Source organism: Moorena sp. SIO3E8 (genome assembly GCF_010692445.1).
Lineage (GTDB): Bacteria > Cyanobacteriota > Cyanobacteriia > Cyanobacteriales > Coleofasciculaceae > Moorena > Moorena bouillonii.
The window spans coordinates 158,802-180,269 of record NZ_JAAHHM010000020.1 but is presented as its reverse complement, the minus strand read 5'-3'; the positions used below and the strand labels follow the sequence as shown (position 1 = coordinate 180,269).

27 protein-coding genes are annotated in these 21,468 nt (G+C 42.1%); 16 read left to right on the top strand and 11 right to left on the bottom strand.

Translation table 11 applies throughout. The annotated features are described in order from the left end of the window. Positions 1-99: 99 nt before the first annotated feature. Entirely contained in the window at positions 100-1,590 is a 1,491-nt protein-coding gene (locus F6K46_RS11370; protein ID WP_293061992.1) for an FAD-dependent oxidoreductase, read from the bottom strand. A 455-nt stretch (positions 1,591-2,045) separates the two neighbouring features. Between F6K46_RS11370 and xseB the strand changes: the two genes are divergently transcribed. After that, entirely contained in the window at positions 2,046-2,309 is a 264-nt protein-coding gene (gene xseB, locus F6K46_RS11365) for an exodeoxyribonuclease VII small subunit (RefSeq protein ID WP_293061993.1), read from the top strand. A 128-nt stretch (positions 2,310-2,437) separates the two neighbouring features. Here xseB and F6K46_RS11360 read toward each other — a convergent pair whose 3' ends face one another. The 3 genes from F6K46_RS11360 to F6K46_RS11350 form a co-directional block, all read right to left on the bottom strand. After that, positions 2,438-3,046: a hypothetical protein gene (locus tag F6K46_RS11360; protein ID WP_293061994.1), complete on the bottom strand. Its 609-nt coding sequence runs from the start codon at positions 3,044-3,046 to the stop codon at positions 2,438-2,440. Between the two features lie 27 nt (positions 3,047-3,073). Further along, positions 3,074-3,265 (bottom strand): hypothetical protein, encoded by a 192-nt coding sequence (locus tag F6K46_RS11355; protein ID WP_293061996.1) that lies wholly within the window; start codon positions 3,263-3,265, stop codon positions 3,074-3,076. A 99-nt stretch (positions 3,266-3,364) separates the two neighbouring features. Continuing rightward, complete coding sequence (locus F6K46_RS11350) at positions 3,365-4,558, bottom strand: DNA double-strand break repair nuclease NurA (protein WP_293061998.1); 1,194 nt, start codon at positions 4,556-4,558, stop codon at positions 3,365-3,367. A 268-nt stretch (positions 4,559-4,826) separates the two neighbouring features. Between F6K46_RS11350 and F6K46_RS11345 the strand changes: the two genes are divergently transcribed. Both F6K46_RS11345 and F6K46_RS11340 read left to right on the top strand, forming a co-directional pair. Further along, positions 4,827-5,543 carry an NF038122 family metalloprotease gene (locus F6K46_RS11345; RefSeq protein WP_293062000.1) on the top strand — a complete coding sequence of 239 codons (717 nt, stop codon included), beginning with the start codon at positions 4,827-4,829 and terminating at the stop codon, positions 5,541-5,543. Further along, complete coding sequence (locus F6K46_RS11340; RefSeq protein ID WP_293062002.1) at positions 5,485-6,306, top strand: NF038122 family metalloprotease; 822 nt, start codon at positions 5,485-5,487, stop codon at positions 6,304-6,306. Before F6K46_RS11345 ends, F6K46_RS11340 begins: the two co-directional genes overlap by 59 nt. Positions 6,307-6,469: 163 nt before the next feature. Here F6K46_RS11340 and F6K46_RS11335 read toward each other — a convergent pair whose 3' ends face one another. Both F6K46_RS11335 and F6K46_RS11330 read right to left on the bottom strand, forming a co-directional pair. After that, positions 6,470-6,922 carry an HNH endonuclease gene (locus F6K46_RS11335; RefSeq protein WP_293062004.1) on the bottom strand — a complete coding sequence of 151 codons (453 nt, stop codon included), beginning with the start codon at positions 6,920-6,922 and terminating at the stop codon, positions 6,470-6,472. Continuing rightward, positions 6,909-7,160: a hypothetical protein gene (locus tag F6K46_RS11330; protein WP_075899230.1), complete on the bottom strand. Its 252-nt coding sequence runs from the start codon at positions 7,158-7,160 to the stop codon at positions 6,909-6,911. The genes F6K46_RS11335 and F6K46_RS11330 overlap by 14 nt, the downstream gene beginning before the upstream one ends. Before the next feature lie 127 nt (positions 7,161-7,287). On the opposite strand from F6K46_RS11330, the gene F6K46_RS11325 reads away from it, so the two are divergent. Next, entirely contained in the window at positions 7,288-8,373 is a 1,086-nt protein-coding gene (locus tag F6K46_RS11325) for an S-layer family protein (RefSeq protein WP_293062007.1), read from the top strand. A gap of 267 nt (positions 8,374-8,640) precedes the next feature. Here the strand turns inward: F6K46_RS11325 and F6K46_RS11320 are convergent, their stop codons facing one another. After that, positions 8,641-8,838, bottom strand: a complete 198-nt coding sequence (locus F6K46_RS11320; protein WP_293062009.1) for a hypothetical protein — start codon at positions 8,836-8,838, stop codon at positions 8,641-8,643. A 253-nt stretch (positions 8,839-9,091) separates the two neighbouring features. On the opposite strand from F6K46_RS11320, the gene F6K46_RS11315 reads away from it, so the two are divergent. The 3 genes from F6K46_RS11315 (at position 9,092) to F6K46_RS11305 (ending at position 12,201) form a co-directional block, all read left to right on the top strand. After that, positions 9,092-10,252, top strand: a complete 1,161-nt coding sequence (locus F6K46_RS11315; protein ID WP_293062031.1) for a phosphotransferase — start codon at positions 9,092-9,094, stop codon at positions 10,250-10,252. Between the two features lie 395 nt (positions 10,253-10,647). Then, positions 10,648-11,760 (top strand): T3SS effector HopA1 family protein, encoded by a 1,113-nt coding sequence (locus F6K46_RS11310; protein ID WP_293062033.1) that lies wholly within the window; start codon positions 10,648-10,650, stop codon positions 11,758-11,760. A 294-nt stretch (positions 11,761-12,054) separates the two neighbouring features. After that, on the top strand, positions 12,055-12,201 hold the full coding sequence (locus F6K46_RS11305; RefSeq protein ID WP_293062011.1) for a hypothetical protein: 147 nt from the start codon (positions 12,055-12,057) through the stop codon (positions 12,199-12,201). Between the two features lie 348 nt (positions 12,202-12,549). Here F6K46_RS11305 and F6K46_RS11300 read toward each other — a convergent pair whose 3' ends face one another. Continuing rightward, positions 12,550-12,717: a hypothetical protein gene (locus F6K46_RS11300; protein WP_293062013.1), complete on the bottom strand. Its 168-nt coding sequence runs from the start codon at positions 12,715-12,717 to the stop codon at positions 12,550-12,552. 238 nt (positions 12,718-12,955) lie between these two features. Between F6K46_RS11300 and F6K46_RS11295 the strand changes: the two genes are divergently transcribed. Next, positions 12,956-13,117 (top strand): hypothetical protein, encoded by a 162-nt coding sequence (locus F6K46_RS11295; protein WP_293062015.1) that lies wholly within the window; start codon positions 12,956-12,958, stop codon positions 13,115-13,117. An 84-nt stretch (positions 13,118-13,201) separates the two neighbouring features. Here F6K46_RS11295 and F6K46_RS11290 read toward each other — a convergent pair whose 3' ends face one another. Both F6K46_RS11290 and F6K46_RS11285 read right to left on the bottom strand, forming a co-directional pair. Further along, entirely contained in the window at positions 13,202-13,627 is a 426-nt protein-coding gene (locus F6K46_RS11290; protein ID WP_293062017.1) for a nitrogen fixation protein, read from the bottom strand. A gap of 239 nt (positions 13,628-13,866) precedes the next feature. Then, complete coding sequence (locus F6K46_RS11285) at positions 13,867-14,115, bottom strand: hypothetical protein (RefSeq protein ID WP_293062019.1); 249 nt, start codon at positions 14,113-14,115, stop codon at positions 13,867-13,869. A 573-nt stretch (positions 14,116-14,688) separates the two neighbouring features. Here F6K46_RS11285 and F6K46_RS11280 point away from each other — a divergent pair. The 6 genes from F6K46_RS11280 (at position 14,689) to F6K46_RS11255 (ending at position 18,132) form a co-directional block, all read left to right on the top strand. Continuing rightward, entirely contained in the window at positions 14,689-14,829 is a 141-nt protein-coding gene (locus F6K46_RS11280) for a hypothetical protein (protein ID WP_293062021.1), read from the top strand. A 393-nt stretch (positions 14,830-15,222) separates the two neighbouring features. After that, complete coding sequence (locus F6K46_RS11275) at positions 15,223-15,450, top strand: hypothetical protein (RefSeq protein WP_293062023.1); 228 nt, start codon at positions 15,223-15,225, stop codon at positions 15,448-15,450. 109 nt (positions 15,451-15,559) lie between these two features. After that, positions 15,560-16,645 carry a hypothetical protein gene (locus F6K46_RS11270; protein ID WP_293062025.1) on the top strand — a complete coding sequence of 362 codons (1,086 nt, stop codon included), beginning with the start codon at positions 15,560-15,562 and terminating at the stop codon, positions 16,643-16,645. Next, positions 16,560-16,745, top strand: coding sequence for a hypothetical protein (locus tag F6K46_RS11265; protein WP_293062027.1), 186 nt, complete (start codon positions 16,560-16,562; stop codon positions 16,743-16,745). The genes F6K46_RS11270 and F6K46_RS11265 overlap by 86 nt, the downstream gene beginning before the upstream one ends. Next, positions 16,736-17,731, top strand: coding sequence for an iron-containing redox enzyme family protein (locus F6K46_RS11260; protein ID WP_293062029.1), 996 nt, complete (start codon positions 16,736-16,738; stop codon positions 17,729-17,731). The genes F6K46_RS11265 and F6K46_RS11260 overlap by 10 nt, the downstream gene beginning before the upstream one ends. Positions 17,732-17,850: 119 nt before the next feature. Beyond that, positions 17,851-18,132: a hypothetical protein gene (locus F6K46_RS11255; RefSeq protein ID WP_293117018.1), complete on the top strand. Its 282-nt coding sequence runs from the start codon at positions 17,851-17,853 to the stop codon at positions 18,130-18,132. Positions 18,133-18,291: 159 nt separating this feature from the next. Here the strand turns inward: F6K46_RS11255 and F6K46_RS11250 are convergent, their stop codons facing one another. Further along, a complete protein-coding gene (locus F6K46_RS11250; protein WP_075899238.1) occupies positions 18,292-18,492 on the bottom strand; it encodes a hypothetical protein in 201 nt (66 codons plus the stop codon). 1,387 nt (positions 18,493-19,879) lie between these two features. On the opposite strand from F6K46_RS11250, the gene F6K46_RS11245 reads away from it, so the two are divergent. After that, positions 19,880-20,068: a hypothetical protein gene (locus tag F6K46_RS11245; RefSeq protein WP_293068375.1), complete on the top strand. Its 189-nt coding sequence runs from the start codon at positions 19,880-19,882 to the stop codon at positions 20,066-20,068. 478 nt (positions 20,069-20,546) lie between these two features. Beyond that, positions 20,547-21,296, top strand: a complete 750-nt coding sequence (locus F6K46_RS11240) for a hypothetical protein (protein ID WP_293068372.1) — start codon at positions 20,547-20,549, stop codon at positions 21,294-21,296. The last annotated feature ends 172 nt before the right edge of the window (positions 21,297-21,468 follow it).

Genomic DNA, 21,468 nt, shown 5'->3' with positions numbered 1-21,468 from the left:
CCTCTTCTCCCTGCTCCCTGCTCCCTGCTCCCTGCTCCCTGCTCCCTAAAAACCAGAAATTTGTACCTCACAAGTCGTAGAATTGCTATAAATAATGTGCTAGTAAATACCCCACTCATCAATAATTTTTTCTCTTTCAGAAACCCTCAATTGAGATAGATTTTTACCAAGAGCAGATTCCATTTCAGGGGAGAGAATTATGTGCTGATTTTGGTCAATAGCTATGTGCTTATCTACTTGCTCTTGGGTAAGAATACCCTGGCATACATAAGTTGAGAGTATTTCGAGAATAACCTGAAATGCATTGTAAGGAATAGAAGTTAATTTAAACCCAGGAATATGAATATATTTACCCCCATTTTTATGGTGATATAGATAACGAATAGGATTATCATCCCGTTTGGCAGCATCTACCTCATCGGTAGTTTTTCTAGCAGGATAAACTTGAACCGCTTTTTTGAGCTTAATATTTTCCAATCCCTTAGCCCAAGGAATCCACCGAGAAATATCCTGCTTAATTGTGCTCAACATTTCTGCTTCCGTTCTACCAGTTATTTTTTCCAAATTATCCAACCATTCCTTAGGAATATTTTTCGGAGTTTCAGCCAAGGGTAAATCTAATTCTGCCTGGTTATATTCTCGACCAGAAAAAATTGCCAGATGATCGTATCCGACTTTAATTATTCCACCATATTGACCTCGAATGAGCATAGTACTAGAAAAACTTTTGTCGATTTCTGGAAACTGTTTTTTCAAGTCTGAGGGAATCTTGTATAGTCCATAAACTTTTAGCTTTACTAGATTTCCTTCGATATATTGCTCAAATTTTAGTTCTGGAATCGGAATGCCCAAACCCTTGGCATAACCAGCATTAACTATCGTATCGAAATAAAGTTGATTATTGTGGTTTATCTTTAACTCGAAGTTTTGACTATTGATGGCAATATTACTTACTTCATTATTGTAGTGAATGTCAACAAAATTTTCTCTAACAATAAAATTAAACAGATTGATCATGTGACAAACATATTCGGCAATATTTAAGACAAATTGCCTAACTTTGACTGCACCAGCGATGTCCTGTTTGCCCGCATCGAAATTTCCAAGTAAGGGTTTGATGGCTTCTTGAGCTAGTATCTTTACTAAGTCTTCTGGCTTACCAAAAATAGTTTCATTATGATAGTTTTTTAAATGTTGCTGATAAATCTCAACCAAAGAAGCAGCAACATCTTTATAAGTTATCCCTTCTTGATTAATAGCAGTGTTTCCTATTTCATTAGGTACTAAATAATTAACATGGCTATCTACAAAAACATACTCAGGCATTAATTTTTTAAATAAAATACTTTGTTTGAATAAATGTTCCAGTGTCTTTTTATGTGCACCATAAACAAAATGATGCAAAATACCTGTATTATTGAGAGAAGCTCCATTTTTATTAAAAATTTTTGATTCAGCTTCAAAAACCGATACTTTAGCGATACCTAATCTAGCTAAGATACATGCTGTTGATACTCCCATAGCACCGGCTCCAATAATGGCTATATTTTGTCTTTGCTGAAGTGGTAGATTAAATACAGTTTCTAGCATGTTTATCTAGGGCAATCCCATCTAAATTAGGTTAAAATAGAAGCAAACGTGATTGGACTTCTTTTCCATGAGACTTCTCATTTTTGCTTGCTTCAAGGAGCATAGCAACGGAGTCGGAACGTTGATTTTATTTAAAGGGGCTACTTTTAGTATTTATGGTTACTTCAATTGTTCTCTATGGCTGGTATCACAGTTTAGGGTGTGGAATGTGGATTAAAATTTACTAAGTCCGATTGTGATAATTGCTTTATTCACTGCTGTTACTTTAACTCATAAGTCTTATAATTGCTATATACTTTTTAACTATTGCCTCTATTCCTCTCCTGGGAGGGGTTAAGGGTAGGTTATGCCTCTTGCCTCTTCTCCCCGTTCCCGATTCCCGATTCCCGATTCCCGATTCCCGATTCCCTAAAATCCAAAAATTATGTACCTCATCCCATTAAAAATTGCTATCTATGGAAATTCAATCTGATTCAAACCTAACTGATTCAAACTTAAGTAAAATAGCTTCTGGAGAAACCTGGAACTATGAAGCGACGGTGGCTAAAGTTGAAACCATTATTAGGAAAATAGAAACGGGAGAACTAGAACTAGCAGAGGTGTTTGATCAGTTCTCCGCTGCTGTCGAATATCTCCATCAATGTGAAGATTTTCTGGATCAGCGACAGCAACAGATGGATTTGTTGATTGAGACGCTGACCAATGATTCTGATTTTTAATAGTAATTAGCCCGTCAGCTATCAGCCGTCAGGTTTTGAATAAAAGAGGTAAGCATTAGTTTAATAGTCACAGGCTAGAAGCCTGTTCCACAAACTAGAAGCCTGTGCCACAAAGCTGACCGCTGACATCAGCCCATCCCTTGAATACCAACATGTCCAGCAAAGGCATACCAATCTTCACTAAAGCCCTTGAATTCTAGATCTTTGAGGGTAAATTTTATGTGATTCTCTTCCACAGTAAACTTAACCGTATTATTAACATCAGGTTGATCGGCAACAATAACCAAATCAGTGCCTGCTGGAATTTCCTGCTTTGATGCTTCATTCAACATATTAGATTGAATAGGAGCTCGCTTAATTACCGTATCTTGATTAAATAAAAGGTTAAGTAAAACGGGTTGATTGACTAAGGTATTCTGATAAATAGGAATGGTTAACGCCGTTTGATCCTCTTGTTTAGAGACTACATTACTAACCGTTTCTACCGGTTGAATACTCTCCATCATAATGGCTACATGGTCTTCAAAGGCATACCAATCACCACTGAACCCCTTAAACGCAATATCTTTTAAACCCAGTTTAAGGTGATTGCCAGATTCCTGACCATAATAGCGAAGTACTAATATAGTACCTGCTGGTATCATCTGACGTTTATTATCAGGCAATTGCGACGATTGAATCGGCTCTTGCTTGAGATAGCTATCTTGCTTAAACAGAATTCTTAATACATTTGCCATGACACTAGAACAGTTTTTAATTATTGGTTAAGGTACTTTCGTTTTAGGTTTTAGGGAGCAGGGAGCAGGGAGCAGGGAGCAGGGAATAGGGAATAGGGAACAGGGAATAGGGAACAGGGAATAGGGAACAGCGGATCTGGGAAAAAAACCTTGGCCAAAAGGCCACGCTACGCGAACAACCTGCAACCAACTCACCTTAAACCTTGGCCAAAAGGCCACGCTACGCGAACAAGCTTAAACCTCCAACCTCCAACCTCCAACCTTCAACCTCAAACCTTCAACCTTAAACCTTCAACCCTTAAACCTTCAACCCTTAAGTCAACTAATACTACCCCGTTTACGAGCTTCCTTATAGGATATTCCCACATTCTTGACACCTGCCCGAATCATTTGTTGTTCAAGCAAGGCAAAGAAGCGATTCCGGTCACCGGCCTTTATCACGGCCTGATTATGAGCTTCAGACACAGCAATGGGATAACCATATCCTTTATAGACCTGCCCCAGCATTAAACTCAAGGCTTGATTGAGCAATGCGGAATTTTGGGCTACCCATTCTGGCATCTCGATCCGAGCAATTTCTGTACCCACATGGACATAACAGAAATAGATCCGGTGATGGTCGTATAATTCCAGAATCCGTGCGGAACTCTGAAATAGAGGGCTACGCTGTCCTGGTTGCAATAAACTTGCCCAGAGAGTGGTATCCCGCAAGGGGTCAATCACCTGACAAGGCAACTTGTCCGTGAGATTACCACATTGGGTGATACATTTGGGTGTTTCATAGGGACAAGCGGGTAATCTCAGGAAATTCACCATTTCCACACTACGAGAAGCACTCAGGTAGCCGATCAGGGGTACATTAACAGCACGCAACTGCTCCCAAGCTGTTAGAATCGGAGGCAAGATGCGATCGCGTGCTTCCCCTGGCATCCCATCAAGAAACCAGTAAATCAGGGAACCATCTACTATCGCTAAATTGGGAGTATCCCTGTGGGGAGCTGGTGGATTTACCCAACGGCAAGCCATTTCTGCTAACATCGATACCTCGGAAATGGTGCGCCGATGTCCCATCCACTCCTCCGTGCGAATCCCCCACTGACGAGAAATATATAAGTCTTCTGGTCGGTAGAATACTTCCGGCACACTATCCAACAGAGGGTAAAGACTTTGTCCATAGTGCAACATTATCCGACCCACATTAATCACATAACAGTAGAGGATTTCGTGGTGAGAGGGGGAAATTTGAGACCCATCGGTGGCGAAAACACTATGGCTTTCTGGGGGACTACTGATATCAACACAAGTATCGAGAGATTCTACTGGTGTTGCCGCCGTGAAGATCATGCGATCGCGCCATTCTTGATGAGACTTGACCAAACTCTCTTGTTGTGTTTTAGCCTTTGCCAGTAATTGTTCCGCCCGTTCTAGGCGTTGGCGAGACGCCACCGCCTCTAGTCTCAGGTGGTTACTAATACCAGGGATTTGTCCTGCCAGTTTTGCCAGATCAAGCATGGAGAGCTCATCAGTAGATTTACTGTAGATTTACTAATTTTAAAGTAGTGATCTGTAACACAGGTTTCTTGTGATCCTAAACGACTCATGAAGTGATCCTAAACGACTCATGAAGTGATCCTAAACAAGCATAAATAAATATACACAATTGTATATCCAAAAAAAAACGCGATCCTATACACCAGCCTCAGATCACAAACACGATTGCATACATTACCTTTTCATACTGACAGTATTCATGTCAGTAATTTCTACGAGGTAAAATTTTATGAAGAATCGCCAATTAATGATGTCCTTGTCCCTGGCATCTGCAGCAGTAATTGGTGGTAACGCCCCAGCTCAAGCCATAGACTTCGACTTCAGCTATCAACCAGGGACTTCCCTCAAACAAATGCTCGGGTTTGAAATGGCTGGTCAGATTTGGTCTTACTATTTAACCGATGATATCACCGTCAAAATTCACGTTGAGATGACCGACGCCTTGCCCTCAAACATCCTGGGTGGGGCACTCCCTGGTCTGCAACAGAATAAAAACTACGGCACCTATCGGCAAAAGCTCTATTCCGATAGAACATCGGCAGATGATTATACTGCTTATGATAACCTGCAAGCCCATCACTATAGTGATGGCAATACTCGCTATCATTCCGTGTTTGAAAGCGGACAAGGGTGGTACAACAAAAACATTTCTCTGACCAATGCCAATGCCAAAGCCATAAATTACCACAGCAATAACTTCGTGCTTGATGGCTATATCGTCATGAATAGCGACTTCATTTGGAGCTATAATTACGAGCGTAGCGCCCCAACCCTATTAGACACAATCATCCGCTTTCTGAGTGTTGACTTTCTGAGTGTGGCCGTCCATGAAATTGGTCATATCTTGGGCTTCGTCAGTGGTGTCGATTCGACCATACTCGCCGATTATGATGCTAGTTATCAGATGTCTTTTGCGTACTACTGCCCTGGATATGTACCGCTATAGTGACTGGAGCGAAGATCGTGACATGATTGACATAGCCTATGGTATCGACGCCTTCTTTTCCATTGATGGGGGTGATACAGCTCTGGCATACTTTTCCGAAGGTAAGGATACCAATTTAGGATTCGGAGGTGATGGGTATCAAGCCAGCCACTGGGACGGTCTGGGCGATAATTTGGGCATGATGAAACCAGCCCTAGGTTGGGGAGAGAGAGCCGATATGTCAGCACTGGATTTACAAGCCTTTGATGTGATTGGTTGGGATCTAAACTCCACTGTGTTCGGCTCAGATGGACGCCCCAGTCAATCCAATATGACCCATTATCTCAATAACTTGCTCAACAATGCCAAGAATACCTTAGCCGAGGAAATCGGTGACTATTTCAATGATCCTAACTGGCATGCCTCATGGATCGACTGGTATCTCGCCAATGGCTATAACGAAGCAGCAGGCTCCTGGCTAGCTGAAGACCGCATCCAGGATGTGATGGACATGTACGAATGGGGCTATGGTGGCGGTGGCGGTGGCGGTAGCAGTGGCGGTGGTGGCGGCAGTGGCGTTGGTGGCGGCAGTGGCAGTGGTGGCAGTGGCAGTGGGCAAGTATTAGGCCACGTGCTAGAACAAGGTTTTTTCTCGGATTTCAATTGGTCAACCTTTAATCCTGACCAGGGAGTGGCTCAGGTGCCAGAGTCTGGGGCTAGCAGTGGCTTAATTGGGTTCGGTCTGTTGGGCATTGGTGGTGTGTTAAAGGGTCGTCGCCGGTAGTGCAGCCATCTGGCCTGATCAAAAAAGGGAACAGGGAACAGCGGATCTGGGAACAGCGGATCTGGGAACAGGGGAAAAATATTGTGTACCTTATTAGGCTAGAAACCGTTATACAATGCCTGTGAGGTACTCACGCTATAGCGGTAGGTTTGGTGTGGGTACCTCACACGGATTGCTGTGGATCCTCTGGGGGAGGATGTAACCCCCCTTTGACCCAAAGTTGTCGAGATTTCACGATGAATTTTTCACTGCGACGCTCGTCGTTGAGATCTAGTCGAGCGCAGGTTGCTCGTCCTGTTGGGCTGGTGCCTATAATGCGCAGACCATCGGCTGTCCAGATGAAATGATCAGACCATGACTGTAAACGAGGGTTGAACAAGGGAACTTCGTTTCCGGTATCGGGATCAATTCCGGTTGTGAAGTTGTAGCGCCTTTCGTTGCAGCGACGGCAGGCTAAGGCAAGATTATCTAGACGATCAGTTCCCCCCAATGATTTTGGCCAAAGATGATCGACCGAAAGGGGTGCGTTGCTGAGGATTTCGGGATAGTGACAATATTCACATTGAAATACTGCCCGTTTTCTGAGCTGCTGGTAGAGCTGTTTAGGAATGGGCATTGGCAGCTTCAGCCATGATAACTGCATTGATATAGCTGAAAATATCATCCAGTTCGCCAATGGCTTCTAGCTCCAGTGTTTCGTCTGGAGTGAGTTGATCGTCTTTTTTCTTATCGAGCAGGGTTTGCATCCGCTCCCCAAGCTCATCGGTGAATTTGAACAGGGTTAAGTTATTAGTTCGCTCAAGGCGAAGTCCTTGATGCAAAAAGGTGGATGGTTTGATCCCGATAGCAGTCATAGTTGTTTTTATGAGGAATCTTATTGATTTTAGCAATTCCGCTCACTAGCGTTACTTGGTCTAGAGGTTTGGGAATTCTAGAGGATAGTTATTGCCCACGACATGGTTCAGTCTCTAGGAAAGCCTCATGGTCACCACAGATTTATTGACATTGCTATCTAGGTCGGATCAGAATAAACCCTTAAACCAACTCCTGACCTTGCCCATTGCCTGTTACCTAGTGGCTCAGATGCCCTTGCTCTGCTCAGCTCAAATTGTTCGAGATAATACTCTACCGAACAATTCCATTGTTACAGCAACGATCAGTGTCAGTAACTTCCAAAGCAATGACCGCCTAGATCCAGGACTTGGGGAAGCTGGGGATATTGAGATTGTGGCAAACTCCATCGAGCTTTCCAACAGCGGAGCGGACACTCCCAATGGTGGTGGTATTACCGCATCCAATTTCTCAGCTGGAGGAGGCAATATTACTATTTCCGCTAATCAAATTAAAACTGATCGAAGCACAATCACTGCCACTTCTGAGCTTAGCGGCGGCGGTGATATTGACATTACCAGTGACTTACTATTCCTTTCAAACCAGAGCGCCATTAGTACCAGCGTTAATGACAGTACTGGTGGTGGGGGTGATATTAAGATTAATAGTGATTTTGTAGTGGTTGTAGAAAACAGTAACATCACCGCCAACGCCATATTTGGTCCTGGAGGTAATATTCTTATCACTACTCAAGGTCTGTTTCTGTCTCCAGATAGCCAGATTACTGCCAGTTCTGAATTTGGTGTCGATGGTGTAGTCAACATTAGCAACCCAGACCCAACTCAAAACCTAGGATTAGTCCCATTACCAGCAACTATAGTCGATACTGGTCTACTGATTGCCACAGGTTGTAGCACCGATGATCAGCAGAATTCATTTGCTCTGACTGGACGAGGGGGCTTACCCACTGACCCCACTGACCCCCTCAAAGGTGAAACCATTTGGTACGATTGGCGAGATTTCTCGGCCACCAGGCGTCAATTGTATCGGGCTGCTCGCAATCGCGGCAAAAAACCCGATCAACAACCCCAAGCGACCGCGAAAAAGCCACCAATTATTGAAGCTCAAGGATGGATCATCAATCAGGATGGAATTGTGGAGTTAGTGCCTTATCCCACTGGTCCTGAGCTCAAACCAGTATTGAATACTGCCATCAACTGTCATAATCTCAGGTAACTATAACCTGATCATCAACAAAGGTCATCAATAAACCCTTACGCATACATTAGAGTCATAAAACGAATGCGATTGACATACAGTCACGCTACGCGATCGCATATATCAGCCTGGGATACTCAAAGCATAGATTTACCAGAATAAAGTGAAAATTATCCTTAAGTTTCAATTACCAAGGTCATTTTATCCAGCCACTGTAGTCTATAGAATTTGCAAATATATCATCAAGCCCAGCCGTCTATAATTTTCTATGATTTTTGAATATTTTTATGACATAACTAGTTTAGTTATATAGGAAAGGGCACAGGGAGTCGGGAGTCGGGAGTCGGGAGTCGGGAGTCGGGAGTCGGGAGTCGGGAGTCGGGAGTCGGGACTTCGGAGCATCGATGCAGAGAGGTCTTGGGGGTTTCCACGCCACTTGATCATCTCACTTTTCACACGTCCCACACGTCCCACACGTCCCATACTTCCCACACTTCCCACACTTACCCTGACTAATTTAGGGACATAAAAGTTTTAGTTGCGTCTGTTTTTAAGCAGAAATTATTGGCAGAATAACTTTCCTTTTACCTATACTACTGAATATAGTATTTTTACTATTAATGAGGTTGTAAACACCGATTTTTTACGATTCCCGATTCCCGATTCCCGATTCCCGATTCCCGATTCCCGATTCCCGATTCCCGATTCCCTGTTCCCTGTTCCCAATGCCCTAATTATGACATTCATATTAAATTCTCATAATGTGTTTGACTATCTAGCTGATCGTGGTTTATGCAATCCCTCCGAGCAAGCTCTCAGTAAAATTGAGCCACTGGAAGCCAAGAACTTTAACTTATTGCTGACCTTTCCAGATGGTAATAAGCTGCTCGTAAAGCAGGAGCGACATAACCAAGAAGGGAAAGCCGCTGGTGAGTTTTTGAATGAATGGCGAATTCAAGAATTCTTACAGAAATTTCCAGAACTTGCTAACCTCCGCTCTTTGATACCAGAGGTGCTGCATTTTGATGGTGAGAATTCCATTATGGTTTTCCGCTATCTCGATGACTATCGGGATTTAATGGATTTCTACGCCAAAGAAAATATCTTTCCTCCAGAGGTTGCTACCACCATCGGCACCCTTTTAGGAAAAATCCATCATCATACATTTAATCGTAAAGACTATCAAGATTTTTTCTGTACCGAAACCGATAATCCCACCACTGACCAAGTGCCTAGATTAGTTAATAGTTTAGAACGAATTGGTCCAGAAATATTTGGTGCGGTACCTGCTGACGGGCTGAAATTCTTTGCCCTTTATCAACGATACGATAGTTTAGGGCAAGCGATCGCACAACTAGGGAATGGTTTTGCCCCCTGCTGTCTGACCCACAATGACCTAAAGCTAAATAATATCCTTCTGCACCAAGATTGGGAGCATGAAAGTACCAGCATGGTCAGGCTAATTGATTGGGAGCGCTGTAGTTGGGGAGACCCGGCGTTTGATTTAGGAACACTGATCAGCAGCTATGTCCAAATCTGGCTGAGTAGCCTAGTTATCAGTAAATCTTTAAGTATTGAAGAATCCCTAGGTTTAGCCATGACCCCCTTGGAACAGCTCCAGCCTTCCATTGCTGCCCTAACCAAAGGGTATTTTGAAACCTTTCCAGAAATTTTAGAACACCGACCTGATTTCTTGCGGACAGTAGTGCAATTTACCGGTTTTGGTTTGATTCAACGAATTCGGGCGATGATTGAGTACCAAAAATCCTTTGGTAATGCCGGGATTGCCATGCTCCAGGTTGCCAAGACCTTGTTGTGTCGTCCAGAAAAATCCATGCCCACGATTTTTGGCCCTGCTATTGCTGAATTAATCCAACTCCGTCCTTCCGCTGTTTAAGACATAGCAATTCTCTATCCCATGAGCTACAAAGAGATCCCCCTAAATCCCCCTTAATAAGGGGGACTTTGAGGTTGATAATCGTACCTCATAAATGCAATAAACGCTATAGCATTTCCAAATAGGTCATGAACAATCTTGCTGATTTCTCATAACATCAAAAACTCTTCATATCATGTCCGGATCATTAGTTATAAAAAACTTTATCCCTTCAAACCTTACTCCTTTACTTCTGCCTTCTGCCTTCTGCCTTCTGCCTTGCTTTTGCGCTTAGTATAACTATTCAACCGGACATGATATCAAAGGTCTTTCCTACTACTCCCTACTCCCTACTCCCTACTCCCGACTCCCGACTCCCTACTCCCTACTCCCTACTCCCTACTCCCTACCAAAGCATGATCCAACTACTTGATTCTACAGCAATTCAACCATCCCCCATCACCAATCAGCAATTACTAGACGTTCTAGACGATATTGTTAACAAAGTAAAAATCCAATCAGACTTCTCTATTCACCATTCAGATTACAAACCGTTGGAAATTCCAGCCGAAGCTGTGGAACGTTTTCAACGGATGCCCGAGGATATGCAGCAAAAATATATCAGTCTGCAACTGCGGAGTTTTCTATATGGTATTTATTACAACGGCTCAATGCGAGATACTCTCGCACCGGAAGCAGATACGGAAGCTGCGCCAGTAGACCTGGAGAACAATACCATCCTGGGAGTAGATGTGGGATTTTATCAGCGACTGCACGACAGCAATAGTGGCAAAGGCTACTTTGACCCTGGTTGGTCTGTTCTCAGAGAAGAAAGTGATGGCACTTTGGCTGTCACTAAGGGAGGATTGAGGCTGCATATTGAACGGGAGCAGCATCTGCCAGCATCCCAGCAATCTGCCACGGTCGGGGATTCAGTAGCAATCCGTATGCCTAAGAATTTGGTGCAAAATGGCTTTTATATGGCCGTTGGCAATCTAGAAGCACATCGTCCGCAAACAGACCAGTCAGTGACTGTGCGAATTTACTTCAACTTGACTCCTGACGGTGCAGTTGCCGTAATGGGTAGCTTAACCCAACAGCTGAACGAAATCGAAATTCCGTTCCACTTTAAAGTTTTGTACAATCCCAAAGACTACGAACGGCACGATTCTGGGGTACTCTACTTTGATAAGTGTCACTATGACGCTGTTGAGCGAGTTTTAAAGACTGTTTATACAGAACACCAATCCCATTTTCAGCCAGACTTGCCCCTATTTACCATGGAGCTAGCACCAGGTTTGGGGTTAGCAGAAGAACCAGACCAAAAATTTGCTGAACAGGAAAGCTTTGGCATGAATCGCTGTCAGATTGTGGCCAATGGGTTGTTAGAAGCTTGGCATCAAGGGGATGATTCCACTGAAGCAAGGATGAAGGCTATCCTTGGGCAATTTTCTAGGCTGGGGATTGACTTGGAGCGTGTTTATCTGAATGCCAATTCTGAAGATATTTATCAGTGTTTGGATATATAGCACGTAAGCATTCAGCCGTCAGCTATCAGCTATCAGCTATCAGCGATTAGCGCATCCCAGCGTCGAAGCCTGTGCCACGCACGCTACTTGAGGTGCTAGCAGGCGCTTTAACTGCACGGGGTCGGATGAGTAAAACGAGCAGGGATTTTCAACCAGCCGTACCAGCACCCCCGGTGCTTGTTTACTACCTCCCGTTGATTAGCTGACGGTTGATAGCTGAATGCTTAGGTATAAATATTGCCTAAGCTTCTGATTAGGGAGTCAGTCGATGTTTAGGATACCAGCTTCAAGGTGATGGAAACCTTTGGAACTGCGTCAGAAAATATCAATGGCTTGGAGGCGATCGCAAACTACTCTGGAATTGTGGATGCTGGGTTTGAGTTAATCCCCGTCGAACCTCGTGAACTGGATACGGTGGGAGGTAATCCAATTCTTTTGTGAATTTAGTTACAAGAGGGGAAATGTTGACTGGAGCAACCTAGGACGAAAGTGCCTTAGCCAATTGAAAAGTGCTAGAACCTAATCTTAGTCTCTTAGTCCAAGAGTAGTCTTGGGCTTTTTTTTACTGTGGTGGCTCAGCAGCAACACACCCTCTTAAGGCAAGCTATTTACAACTCACCCTATGCAATTATAATTTTGACAGCTTTTAGGTTACTAGCTTAACTTAGGTTGTTATTTTTAATAAATTACTGTTCAAAGGAGCCTGAAAAATAAAATTTGCTCAGGCTCCTCCTATTGAACGTGATTCCTAAGAAAGTATTTCTCCCTGAAGAATCAAATCATTTATTTTTACTTAAGTCCTACAAGTTCTCTGATGATTGCCTCGCATTTAGCATCAGGTAATTCAATTGTAGTGCCATTAGCGGTGACTGTGCATCCTCCAAAAATTTTTGATGAATTTACATCAATAAGTTCAGATTCACTTAGTTGAAGTTGGTTGATTTGAATATTCGCCATTTGATTATTGCTCCTTTGTTGTTGTAAATAGAGGTTGAATATAAGTTTCAATCTCCAACTTAAGAATATCCTATGCAAATCAAGATAACAACCTTAAAACATGACTTAAAAGTTACACATATGGTTTGATACCTTATAATTAAACTAGTATATTTAAGTTTGATTTTATTGAAGAAATTTGCAATGTATTTAAAGCTTTAAATTTAAACAACAAAAAACTAAAATTAAAAAGATTAAAGTGAGACATAAAGATTACAGTTATGTCTCAAAAAAACTAATACTCCAAGTAATTTCATCAAAAAAGCGATCGCCCCGAGGAGAGAAGTGCGATCGCTTGCAGCCAATTGAAACCTGGAAATTTTCATCATGTCTGGATTTGAATAGTATTCACGGTAATTAATCTAAAAAAAACAAGCGATCGCATCCTAAAATTAATGCGATCGCTCTTATAAAAAAAGCAAGAATACAGCCTTTAGTTAATTGCTTATTTTGGCGTTGATACTTCCCGCATGAGTTCAGAAGGATTACAATTGTCTGTGACAACTTGCGGACAGCGAAAACACGCTGCTTTGCCTTCCTGATTCCACCATCTACAATCCTTCCGTATCGCACAAGCTGGCAAGTTTTCCTCCACTGCTGGTAAGTTCTCCACAATTTGCGTAGCTAAACGGCAGTTTGTGCCATCGAAATGCTGACAACTTTTCTCTGCACAGGGAGCAGATATACGAAACACCTCTGTGGGTGTAACTGGAGCAGCTAAACTCACAAGTTGTTCAGTAATAGGTTGCGCTTGCTTTAAATAGGTAACCTGGGGCTTCTCTTTGGTACCATTTACAATCCCAAATACATGGCTATTTTCTGACTCAGGTCTAGCACTGGGACAATGTTTAGTGTGACTGGAGCTATTCATGGTCACAATTTTTTTATCAGTTGGCCACAGAAATCAGTATGTTAAATTACATTTCTGAAGCATATCACTTGGACATTGAAATCAATTACTCAGGCTATAGCGGTTCCTGATCTACTCAGGTGCTATTTGATAATAACAACTAAAATAGGAAAATCCCGTGTACTCTACTTGGGTGGGAACCGCTATAAGTCTAGATAAAAGTATCAGAGCCTTGCTCAATCAAGGGATGAATTCAATCCTCAAAACTTGATGATCAATATATCATCGTCGGGCTCACACTGAACCATACCGCAGGTTGATAGATCGCAGCCACCGATTAGTTGTTTCGATTGCTCGTCAGATAAACTAGCTAAGGTATCCTGATCAAATCCTGCTTGACGCCGGGCGATCGCCCCTTCTACTGCACTACCGATTAAATCTTCGATTTCGGGAAAACCGACCAGGTTTGATTCACTGGATTGAAGTTGGTTGATGTGAATGTTAGCCATTTTATTCTGTGTCTTTTGGTATTGTGACTAGAGTTTTAAACTGACATTAAAACTCTACTAATAAGCTATCATTTTAAAAAAAAAATAAAACTATTAAAGTATGACATAAAAATTACACTTATGCCTTATATCGAAATTTAGATTTTTCGGTGATTTTACTATAAACTATTTTTTCCTTCGTCGAACTGGGATTAAATAAGTTTAATCTTGTATTACAAGAGTAGTATTGGACTATTTTTTATCGTTTTTATCAGCTCGACTAGTTTTGTGGACATAACTGTTTTAGTTTATTTACTAAATTAGACATAAAGGGTTGTTCATAACTATGAGGTACACAGACTTTTTTCCCTACTCCCGACTCCCGACTCCCTACTCCCGACTCCCGACTCCCTACTCCCTGCTCCCTACTCCCTAAAACTTACGACTTTTTACCTAAGCCAATTTGCTCTAACTACATATAACTTTATGACAAAAAAGGTTTGCTTATGACATTAATAAATTAGGCAAAAACTCAACAAACTCAAGTAATCCAAGTATGATTCAAACAGAGATAAAAAATTATCAGAATTTATTTTGTTCCCTGCTCCCTGCTCCAATGCCTTGGAGGCGATCGCAAACTACTCTGGAATTCTGGATGCTGGGTTTGAGTTAATCCCCGTCGAACCTGGCGAACTGGATACGGTCGGAGCCGAGGCAGTTCCTTTGTTAATTTAATCACAAGAGGGGAAATGTTGACTGTATCAACCTAGGACGAAAGTGCCTTAGCCAATTACTGGTAGAAACTAATCTTAGTCTTTTAGTCCAAGAGTAGTCTTGGGCTTTTTTTTATGGTTTTTCTCAGCTCCACTAGTTTTGTGGACATAAATGTTTTAGTTGATTCGGTAAATTAGCGAGAGGTTAACTATAAGAGGTTACTTGTGAGCTATGAATAGGTTTAGCGGAAGGTAACTACATCTAATTTAATGACAAAAGTGTTTTTAATTTAGCATCAATAAACTGGATAAAAAGTAGAAAATTTAAATTGATATAAGTAGGATAAAAAGCAGGAATCAAACATGGCTAATTGATTTCTAATCAACCACAACCGTTTATTGGAGTAAAATTAAAATGGCCAAGATTAAAGTTAAGGACATCAAACCCACTGGCGCTGACTTGTTCAACGATTCTGAAAGTTTTATGAACGAACTGAGTAATGATGAGCTTGAACAGGCTATGGGAGGACGTATTATTGGGCCAGTATTTTCAGTACAAAAGAGCTGTAATTGCTTTCCCACTACTGGAGGAACTAAAACTATCATTTTCAAAACCTACCCATGTAGCCCTGTAATCCTGTAAACTCTTTTGACCAAATACCTTCACTGCTGAATAGTAACTTTAGGAGTGAAGGTTTGAGCAATCAAATCAGTATAACTATTACCTAACGTTCTGATCAGGGAGTCAGTCGATGTCTAAGTATACCCTTCCCCCTCTCCAGGAAGATTCTACAGTCACCTCAGTTTTAGAACCAGAGTTATCCCAGGGGAAATTTCAGGAGAAAAAACCACAACAGCCTTCAGTGCTTCGTCCCAAATTAGCCTGTAAGGTTAACTACTATCAAGATCAGCTGATTTTTTCTCAGGATGGTCGAGATTTCGCGTTTCAGGTTAACAGTCAATCAGGAAAAATCTTAAAGAAGTTCATCTCTCTGATGGACGGAACTAAGAGTATGACTGAACTGCAACAAATGTTCTCGGCTAATAACTCTGAGTTTATCAATACTATTGTGCGTCACCTGGACGAACATAACTTGCTGGATGACGTTGCTCAGGTTAGGGTTAATTCAGGCATCGACACGTTGCTGGAATTGGAAGATTTGACCACTGAATTGCTCAATCAGCAGGTTGATGAAAATCTCTTCCTGAAATCCATCAAGTCAGAGACATCCCAACTGCCAATCAACGTTATATATGGTTTTCTAATAGAGCATTACCACTTTATTACTCAACAGTGCTGTTTTGATTCTCCTGGACTTAGCTTCCAAAGTTCTACAAAAGTTAGACAATTGCTCAACGAACGCTACACTCAAGAATACCGCCAAGACCAGGAACTGGTAATGGCAGCACTTAATGCTATTGGCATTAGCCGTGAGCAACTCGCCGATACCATGCCACTCCCAGAAACCATGGGGATGTGCAATGCTTTGACCTATTGGGCAAACTTTGAGCCACTCTTTTTCTTGAGTACTCTGGGATTTTTGGCAGGTCAGACCCGTAAGAATTTTGAATTTTATAGTAAAGCCTGTGAGCGTGTTGAACTAGATTCTGGCTTTATCAACCCGATTAGACAATTGGCAAACAGCAAGCTAAAACTCGAACCAGAAAACTTAAGCCGTCGCATCTTTCAAGAAATTCCTCACATTGATCGCCAAACAAAGCAGCGATTTAGAGGACAAACTTACCTGTTTGTTGAAATCTACAACAATTTCTACACAGCTATCTGGAATCATTACTCGTCTGCCAGTCATTTACTGCGGCGAGTTTCGGCAATTTAACTCCCTACTCCCTACTCCCTACTCCCTACTCCCTACTCCCTACTCCCTATTCCCTATTCCCTACTCCCTACTCCCTATTCCCTTTACTATATGTCATTAACAAAGGTTTTATTCCAACAACCACTGTTCAAAAATCGGGTATTTTTTGAATTCAAGGACACAGAAGTTGAAATTCATTATGGCGATCAAGGATGTGCGATCGCGGTTGAGCCGGAATACGAGAAGGAAACTGTCCAACTGCTAAGACTTTTGCAAGCGGGGGGTATGTCCCCAGAGCAATTGGGTCTGGCCTGTCCAGGAATCCAAGAGGATATTCCCGAACTCCTCGCTGAGCTGGATCGCCGGGGTCTACTGATAGAAACCCATCAAGAAGTGGAATCTCGTGGGGTGAGTGGGCAGCAGTTCTATCGAGAGTTGTGCCGATTTCTTAACCGCATGAAGGGGCAATTTCCCCTTTCTCCTTTCTCAGAAAAGATGGCTGATGAGACCATTACCAGAAACCAGTTGATTGGTTATGCTTTGGAATCCTATCACGTTACCCATCTGTGTCCTAGACTGTTAGCGCCATCCTTAGCTAATTATGAATCCCCTCAGACACAAAAACTTCTCCAGGAATTTTTTGTGTCTGAGTTGCACCATGACCGTTTGATTGAGAATTCCTTGAAGAGTGTGGGCATCGAAAGTGATCAACTGCAACGGATGCAGCCCCTACCCATGACTTTCGCAGTCTGTTCGACCCTGGCCGTTTTTGCCAAGCAACATCCTCTGAGCTTTAAGGCTGCACTGTTGTTGTTTGAGGAAGATGACAAGGTATTCCACCAGTTGTTTAAGCAGCAGTGCCAAGCCTTGGAGTTACCACCGGAATTTTATAAACCCATCCTGCTCCATGCCGGTATCAATGAAGAAGGGGCACATGACCAAATCACTTCGATTCTCCTGGCAGAAGTCGCTTATGTGTCACCACAAGAACAAGTAGTGGTTAAGAAGAATCTGGCAATTCTGCTGGAGTGTATGGTTCGACGGACTCACGAAATTTTGGATTACTATGGTAACTCTAATAATATCATTCCTCGTTGTTTTACTTGAAGGGGCAATTTTCTCTTGAATGGGAAGTATGAAGATAGTTATAAGTGTTGAGATATAAGTAGTTGAGCCTCACGCCTAAAATAATTCAATCATTTTAGTCTTTTAGTCCAAGATTAATCTTGGGCTTTTTTTTAGCGATCAGGTACACAGGATTTTTTCCCTGTTCCCTGTTCCCTGTTCCCAATTCCCGATTCCCGATTCCCGATTCCCGATTCCCGATTCCCGATTCCCGATTCCCGATTCCCGATTCCCGATTCCCGATTCCCGATTCCCGATTACCGATTCCCAATTTTCGATTCCCGATTCCCAATTCCCGATTCCCGATTCCCGATTCCCGATTCCCGATTCCCAATTCCCGATTCCCGATTTTCGATTCCCGATTCCATTTTTATATAAGTTAAAAAAAAATAGCCGTAGAAATACTATCCACGGCTATTCCAATTTTTTATGTCACAAAATTAGCAAACCTAACCTGCTCTGATCTGATTGGCCAAAGGCCGCGCTACAAAACCAGACCAAAACCAAGGCCGGGGGGGAAACCCCCCCAAAGATTTAAGGTGTTATGGCAACAACCAATACTTGGTTATTGTAGTGATAACTTCTCCTGGAACATCAGTGGGTTCCAGAGGAGTCCATTCAGCAATTTCTGCATAGCCTAGGGAGTAAAGCATCTGCATACTATAGATGACTGATTCACGAGAACCTTTGAGAGTGTGATGAGCAGGTTGTTTCTTGAAGTTTTGACTGAATTTTGTTGACATAAATAAGAAGTGAATTTCGATTTATAATGATTATTGTAATGATTATATTTTTAATTGTCAAGGGTTTTTAAAAAGTTTTTTTTGGGAAGTTTTAGGGTTAATAAAAAACTAGAGCAAGTCTTATACCCATGAGGTACAAATTTCTGGTTTTTAGGGAGCAGGGAGCAGGGAGCAGGGAGCAGGTAGCAGGAACCCACTCCTAGGGCGTGTTTTCAAAGTTTTCCGCAAGATTATGATCCCCCCCAGCCCCCCTTAATAAGGGGGGAGCCATACTCAAAGTCCCCCTTTTTTAAGCGGGATAATGGGGGATCTCCGAGTTTGAAGACACGCCCTAACCCCTCCCAGGAGGGGAAGGGAAGAGGGAAGAGGTAAAAAATAATGTGTACCTCATGAGTCCTATAAACGCTATAATCGCTTTTTTTTAACTAGTAATTTTAACCATAGGGCTGGGCGCACTCGCCCCTAAAATAGTATTCATTTATCCGTCAGCTTTTTATCGTTTTTTTCAGCTCTACTAGTTTTGTGGACATAACTGTTTTAGTTTATTTCCTAAATTAGAGATCTAGCAATTCTCTTTTCCATCAGGTACAATATGATCCCCCTAAATCCCCCTTAAAAAGGGGGACTTTGAGCTTGACAAGGGTACCTCATATGAGGGAAAAAGTTATCCCCCTAAATCCCCCTTAAAAAGGGGGACTTTGAGCTTGATAAGCGTACCTCATATGAGGGACAAAGTGATCCCCCTAAATCCCCCTTAAAAAGGGGGACTTTGAGCTTGACAAGGGTACCTCATATGAGGGAAAAAGTTATCCCCCTAAATCCCCCTTAAAAAGGGGGACTTTGAGCTTGACAAGGGTACCTCATATGAGGGAAAAAGTGATCCCCCTAAATCTCCCTTAATAAGATACTGTTGGCGAATTTAACATTTAGTAATATCAGCCTGAAGACAGCAGTCTTTATAGCCCCCCAACCCCCAGCGAGGGATTGCTCGCTGGGGGAGCATGAACTTAAAGTTACCCATCTGCTACTCTTGTGTAAAGAAATATTAATTTCGCCAACGGTATCTAATAAGGGGGACTTTTCAATCTAATTCCCCCCTTTTTTAAGGGGGGTTAGGGGGGATCTATCTACCTAATTACAAAGTTGACATGCTCCCTACTCCCTACTCCCTACTCCCTGCTCCCTGCTCCCTAAAACCTACGACTTTTAACCTAAGCTAATTTGCTATAACTACCTATAACTTTATGACAAAAAAGGTTTACTTATGACATTAATAAATTTTAAAAAAACTCAACAAACTCAAGTAATCCACGTATAATTAAACAGAAATATAACGTTTATCTCAGTTATGAGGTACAGTATTTTTTGAGGTTGATTCCCTGTCTTGATGCAGCGCATCCCTATTCCTTCTTTTCTCTTCCCTGTTCCCTACTCCCTACTCCCTGCTCCCTGCTCCAATGCCTTGGAAGCGATCGCAAACTACTCTCGAATTCTGGATGCTGGGTTTGAGGTAATCCCCGTCGAACCTGGCGAACTGGATACGGTCGGAGCCGAGGCAGTTACTTTGTTAATTTAGTTACAATAGGGGAAAAGTTGACTGTATCAACTAAGGACGAAAATGCCTTAGCCAATTACTGGTAGAACCTAATCTTAGTCTCTTAGTCCAAGAGTAATCTTGGGCTTTTTTTTATGGTTTTTCTCAGCTCCACTAGTTTTGTGGACATAACTGTTTTAGTTGATTCGGTAAATTAGCGAGAGGTTAACTATAAGAGTACTGGTATAGGTTACTTGTGAGCTATTACTAAGTTTATCAGCAGATAACTACATATAACTTTATGACAAAAAAGTTTTTCTTTGGACATCAATAAATCAGAAACAAACTAAACAAAGTCAATTAATAAAAGTATGATTACAACAGAGTCAACAACAGACATTCATTAGGGTTGGTTCAACAAGACGCTAACAAAATTTTAGGATCTTTATTCAAGTAATCAAAAATTAAATCTTTTTTAAAATCATTTATAACTAAATTACCACTTCGAGAGATTAGTACCATGCCAGTAATAGGGTCAGAACTATCACCAATCGCGACTATAGCCATTAACGCCACGTTTTTATCAGAGCGGATCAATAACCCTTGTTACCAAAATGTTATTCCCCAGAAATATCATGATCTGATTGAAGAACGCCTCAACACCTGGTCTAAACTCCTGGGAGGAGAACAACAACTTAAACAGCGCCTTCAGTGGGATGGATTAGACTTAACTACAGTCCGTAACTTACTAGGAACAGCAGAGTTTAGAGAAGATTACACCTTACCAAGCTGGGCAGAAACCCTCAAAGAATTAATTGAAACTACCAGCGCTTCATGGCTAACTCTAGAGGGGGAAGATAACTCTCCACTTGACTCCCAAAATCCCTTACCGTTTGAAGACTTTTATTTACCCTTTATCCTAGTAGGGCGGCGGAAATTATCCACTGGATTATCGGCAAATAGTCCTCTAACTTTGTTGAGCCAAGAAGCCTACGCAGCCCTAGAAAGGAGCTTGCTGCAACAACTGGTTAATTTAGGCATAGAAACCTTACTATTTGAATTTAACACATTCCGGAAAGCTCACCCCCCTGCTAACCAAACGACTCCCCAAGAAAGTCGAATTATTTATAATACTTTTTTAAAAAATCTTCTCAAAGATGGGGGGCTGGCATTTTTCAATCGCTACCCAGTCTTAGGTCGCCTGATAGCGACAACCCTTGAGTTATGGGTAGAATCTACTACTGAATTTATCCGTCGATTGACAGGTTAATTAACGCCCCTATTTGCGTACGCCAAGTCTTGAAACCTAATTTTTTCGTTGGTCAAGTTCAATTGGGATGGCCATCGCTGGCTCCATATTCTCAAAGACTTACCAACTGAAACCCTTAGCACATAAAGCTTGCAGGCGACTTGTTACGCCCTCAGAGAAGAGCCTAAAGTCT

Coding starts and splice junctions, on each gene's coding strand:
- F6K46_RS11370 (WP_293061992.1), bottom strand. CDS start 1,590: ATGCTAGAAACTGTATTTAATCTACCACTTCAGCAAAGACAAAATATA.
- xseB (WP_293061993.1), top strand. CDS start 2,046: ATGGAAATTCAATCTGATTCAAACCTAACTGATTCAAACTTAAGTAAA.
- F6K46_RS11360 (WP_293061994.1), bottom strand. CDS start 3,046: ATGGCAAATGTATTAAGAATTCTGTTTAAGCAAGATAGCTATCTCAAG.
- F6K46_RS11350 (WP_293061998.1), bottom strand. CDS start 4,558: ATGCTTGATCTGGCAAAACTGGCAGGACAAATCCCTGGTATTAGTAAC.
- F6K46_RS11345 (WP_293062000.1), top strand. CDS start 4,827: ATGAAGAATCGCCAATTAATGATGTCCTTGTCCCTGGCATCTGCAGCA.
- F6K46_RS11340 (WP_293062002.1), top strand. CDS start 5,485: ATGATGCTAGTTATCAGATGTCTTTTGCGTACTACTGCCCTGGATATG.
- F6K46_RS11335 (WP_293062004.1), bottom strand. CDS start 6,922: ATGCCCATTCCTAAACAGCTCTACCAGCAGCTCAGAAAACGGGCAGTA.
- F6K46_RS11330 (WP_075899230.1), bottom strand. CDS start 7,160: ATGACTGCTATCGGGATCAAACCATCCACCTTTTTGCATCAAGGACTT.
- F6K46_RS11325 (WP_293062007.1), top strand. CDS start 7,288: ATGGTCACCACAGATTTATTGACATTGCTATCTAGGTCGGATCAGAAT.
- F6K46_RS11320 (WP_293062009.1), bottom strand. CDS start 8,838: ATGGGACGTGTGGGACGTGTGGGACGTGTGAAAAGTGAGATGATCAAG.
- F6K46_RS11315 (WP_293062031.1), top strand. CDS start 9,092: ATGACATTCATATTAAATTCTCATAATGTGTTTGACTATCTAGCTGAT.
- F6K46_RS11310 (WP_293062033.1), top strand. CDS start 10,648: ATGATCCAACTACTTGATTCTACAGCAATTCAACCATCCCCCATCACC.
- F6K46_RS11305 (WP_293062011.1), top strand. CDS start 12,055: ATGGAAACCTTTGGAACTGCGTCAGAAAATATCAATGGCTTGGAGGCG.
- F6K46_RS11300 (WP_293062013.1), bottom strand. CDS start 12,717: ATGGCGAATATTCAAATCAACCAACTTCAACTAAGTGAATCTGAACTT.
- F6K46_RS11290 (WP_293062017.1), bottom strand. CDS start 13,627: ATGAATAGCTCCAGTCACACTAAACATTGTCCCAGTGCTAGACCTGAG.
- F6K46_RS11285 (WP_293062019.1), bottom strand. CDS start 14,115: ATGGCTAACATTCACATCAACCAACTTCAATCCAGTGAATCAAACCTG.
- F6K46_RS11275 (WP_293062023.1), top strand. CDS start 15,223: ATGGCCAAGATTAAAGTTAAGGACATCAAACCCACTGGCGCTGACTTG.
- F6K46_RS11270 (WP_293062025.1), top strand. CDS start 15,560: ATGTCTAAGTATACCCTTCCCCCTCTCCAGGAAGATTCTACAGTCACC.
- F6K46_RS11260 (WP_293062029.1), top strand. CDS start 16,736: ATGTCATTAACAAAGGTTTTATTCCAACAACCACTGTTCAAAAATCGG.
- F6K46_RS11250 (WP_075899238.1), bottom strand. CDS start 18,492: ATGTCAACAAAATTCAGTCAAAACTTCAAGAAACAACCTGCTCATCAC.
- F6K46_RS11245 (WP_293068375.1), top strand. CDS start 19,880: ATGCAGCGCATCCCTATTCCTTCTTTTCTCTTCCCTGTTCCCTACTCC.
- F6K46_RS11240 (WP_293068372.1), top strand. CDS start 20,547: ATGCCAGTAATAGGGTCAGAACTATCACCAATCGCGACTATAGCCATT.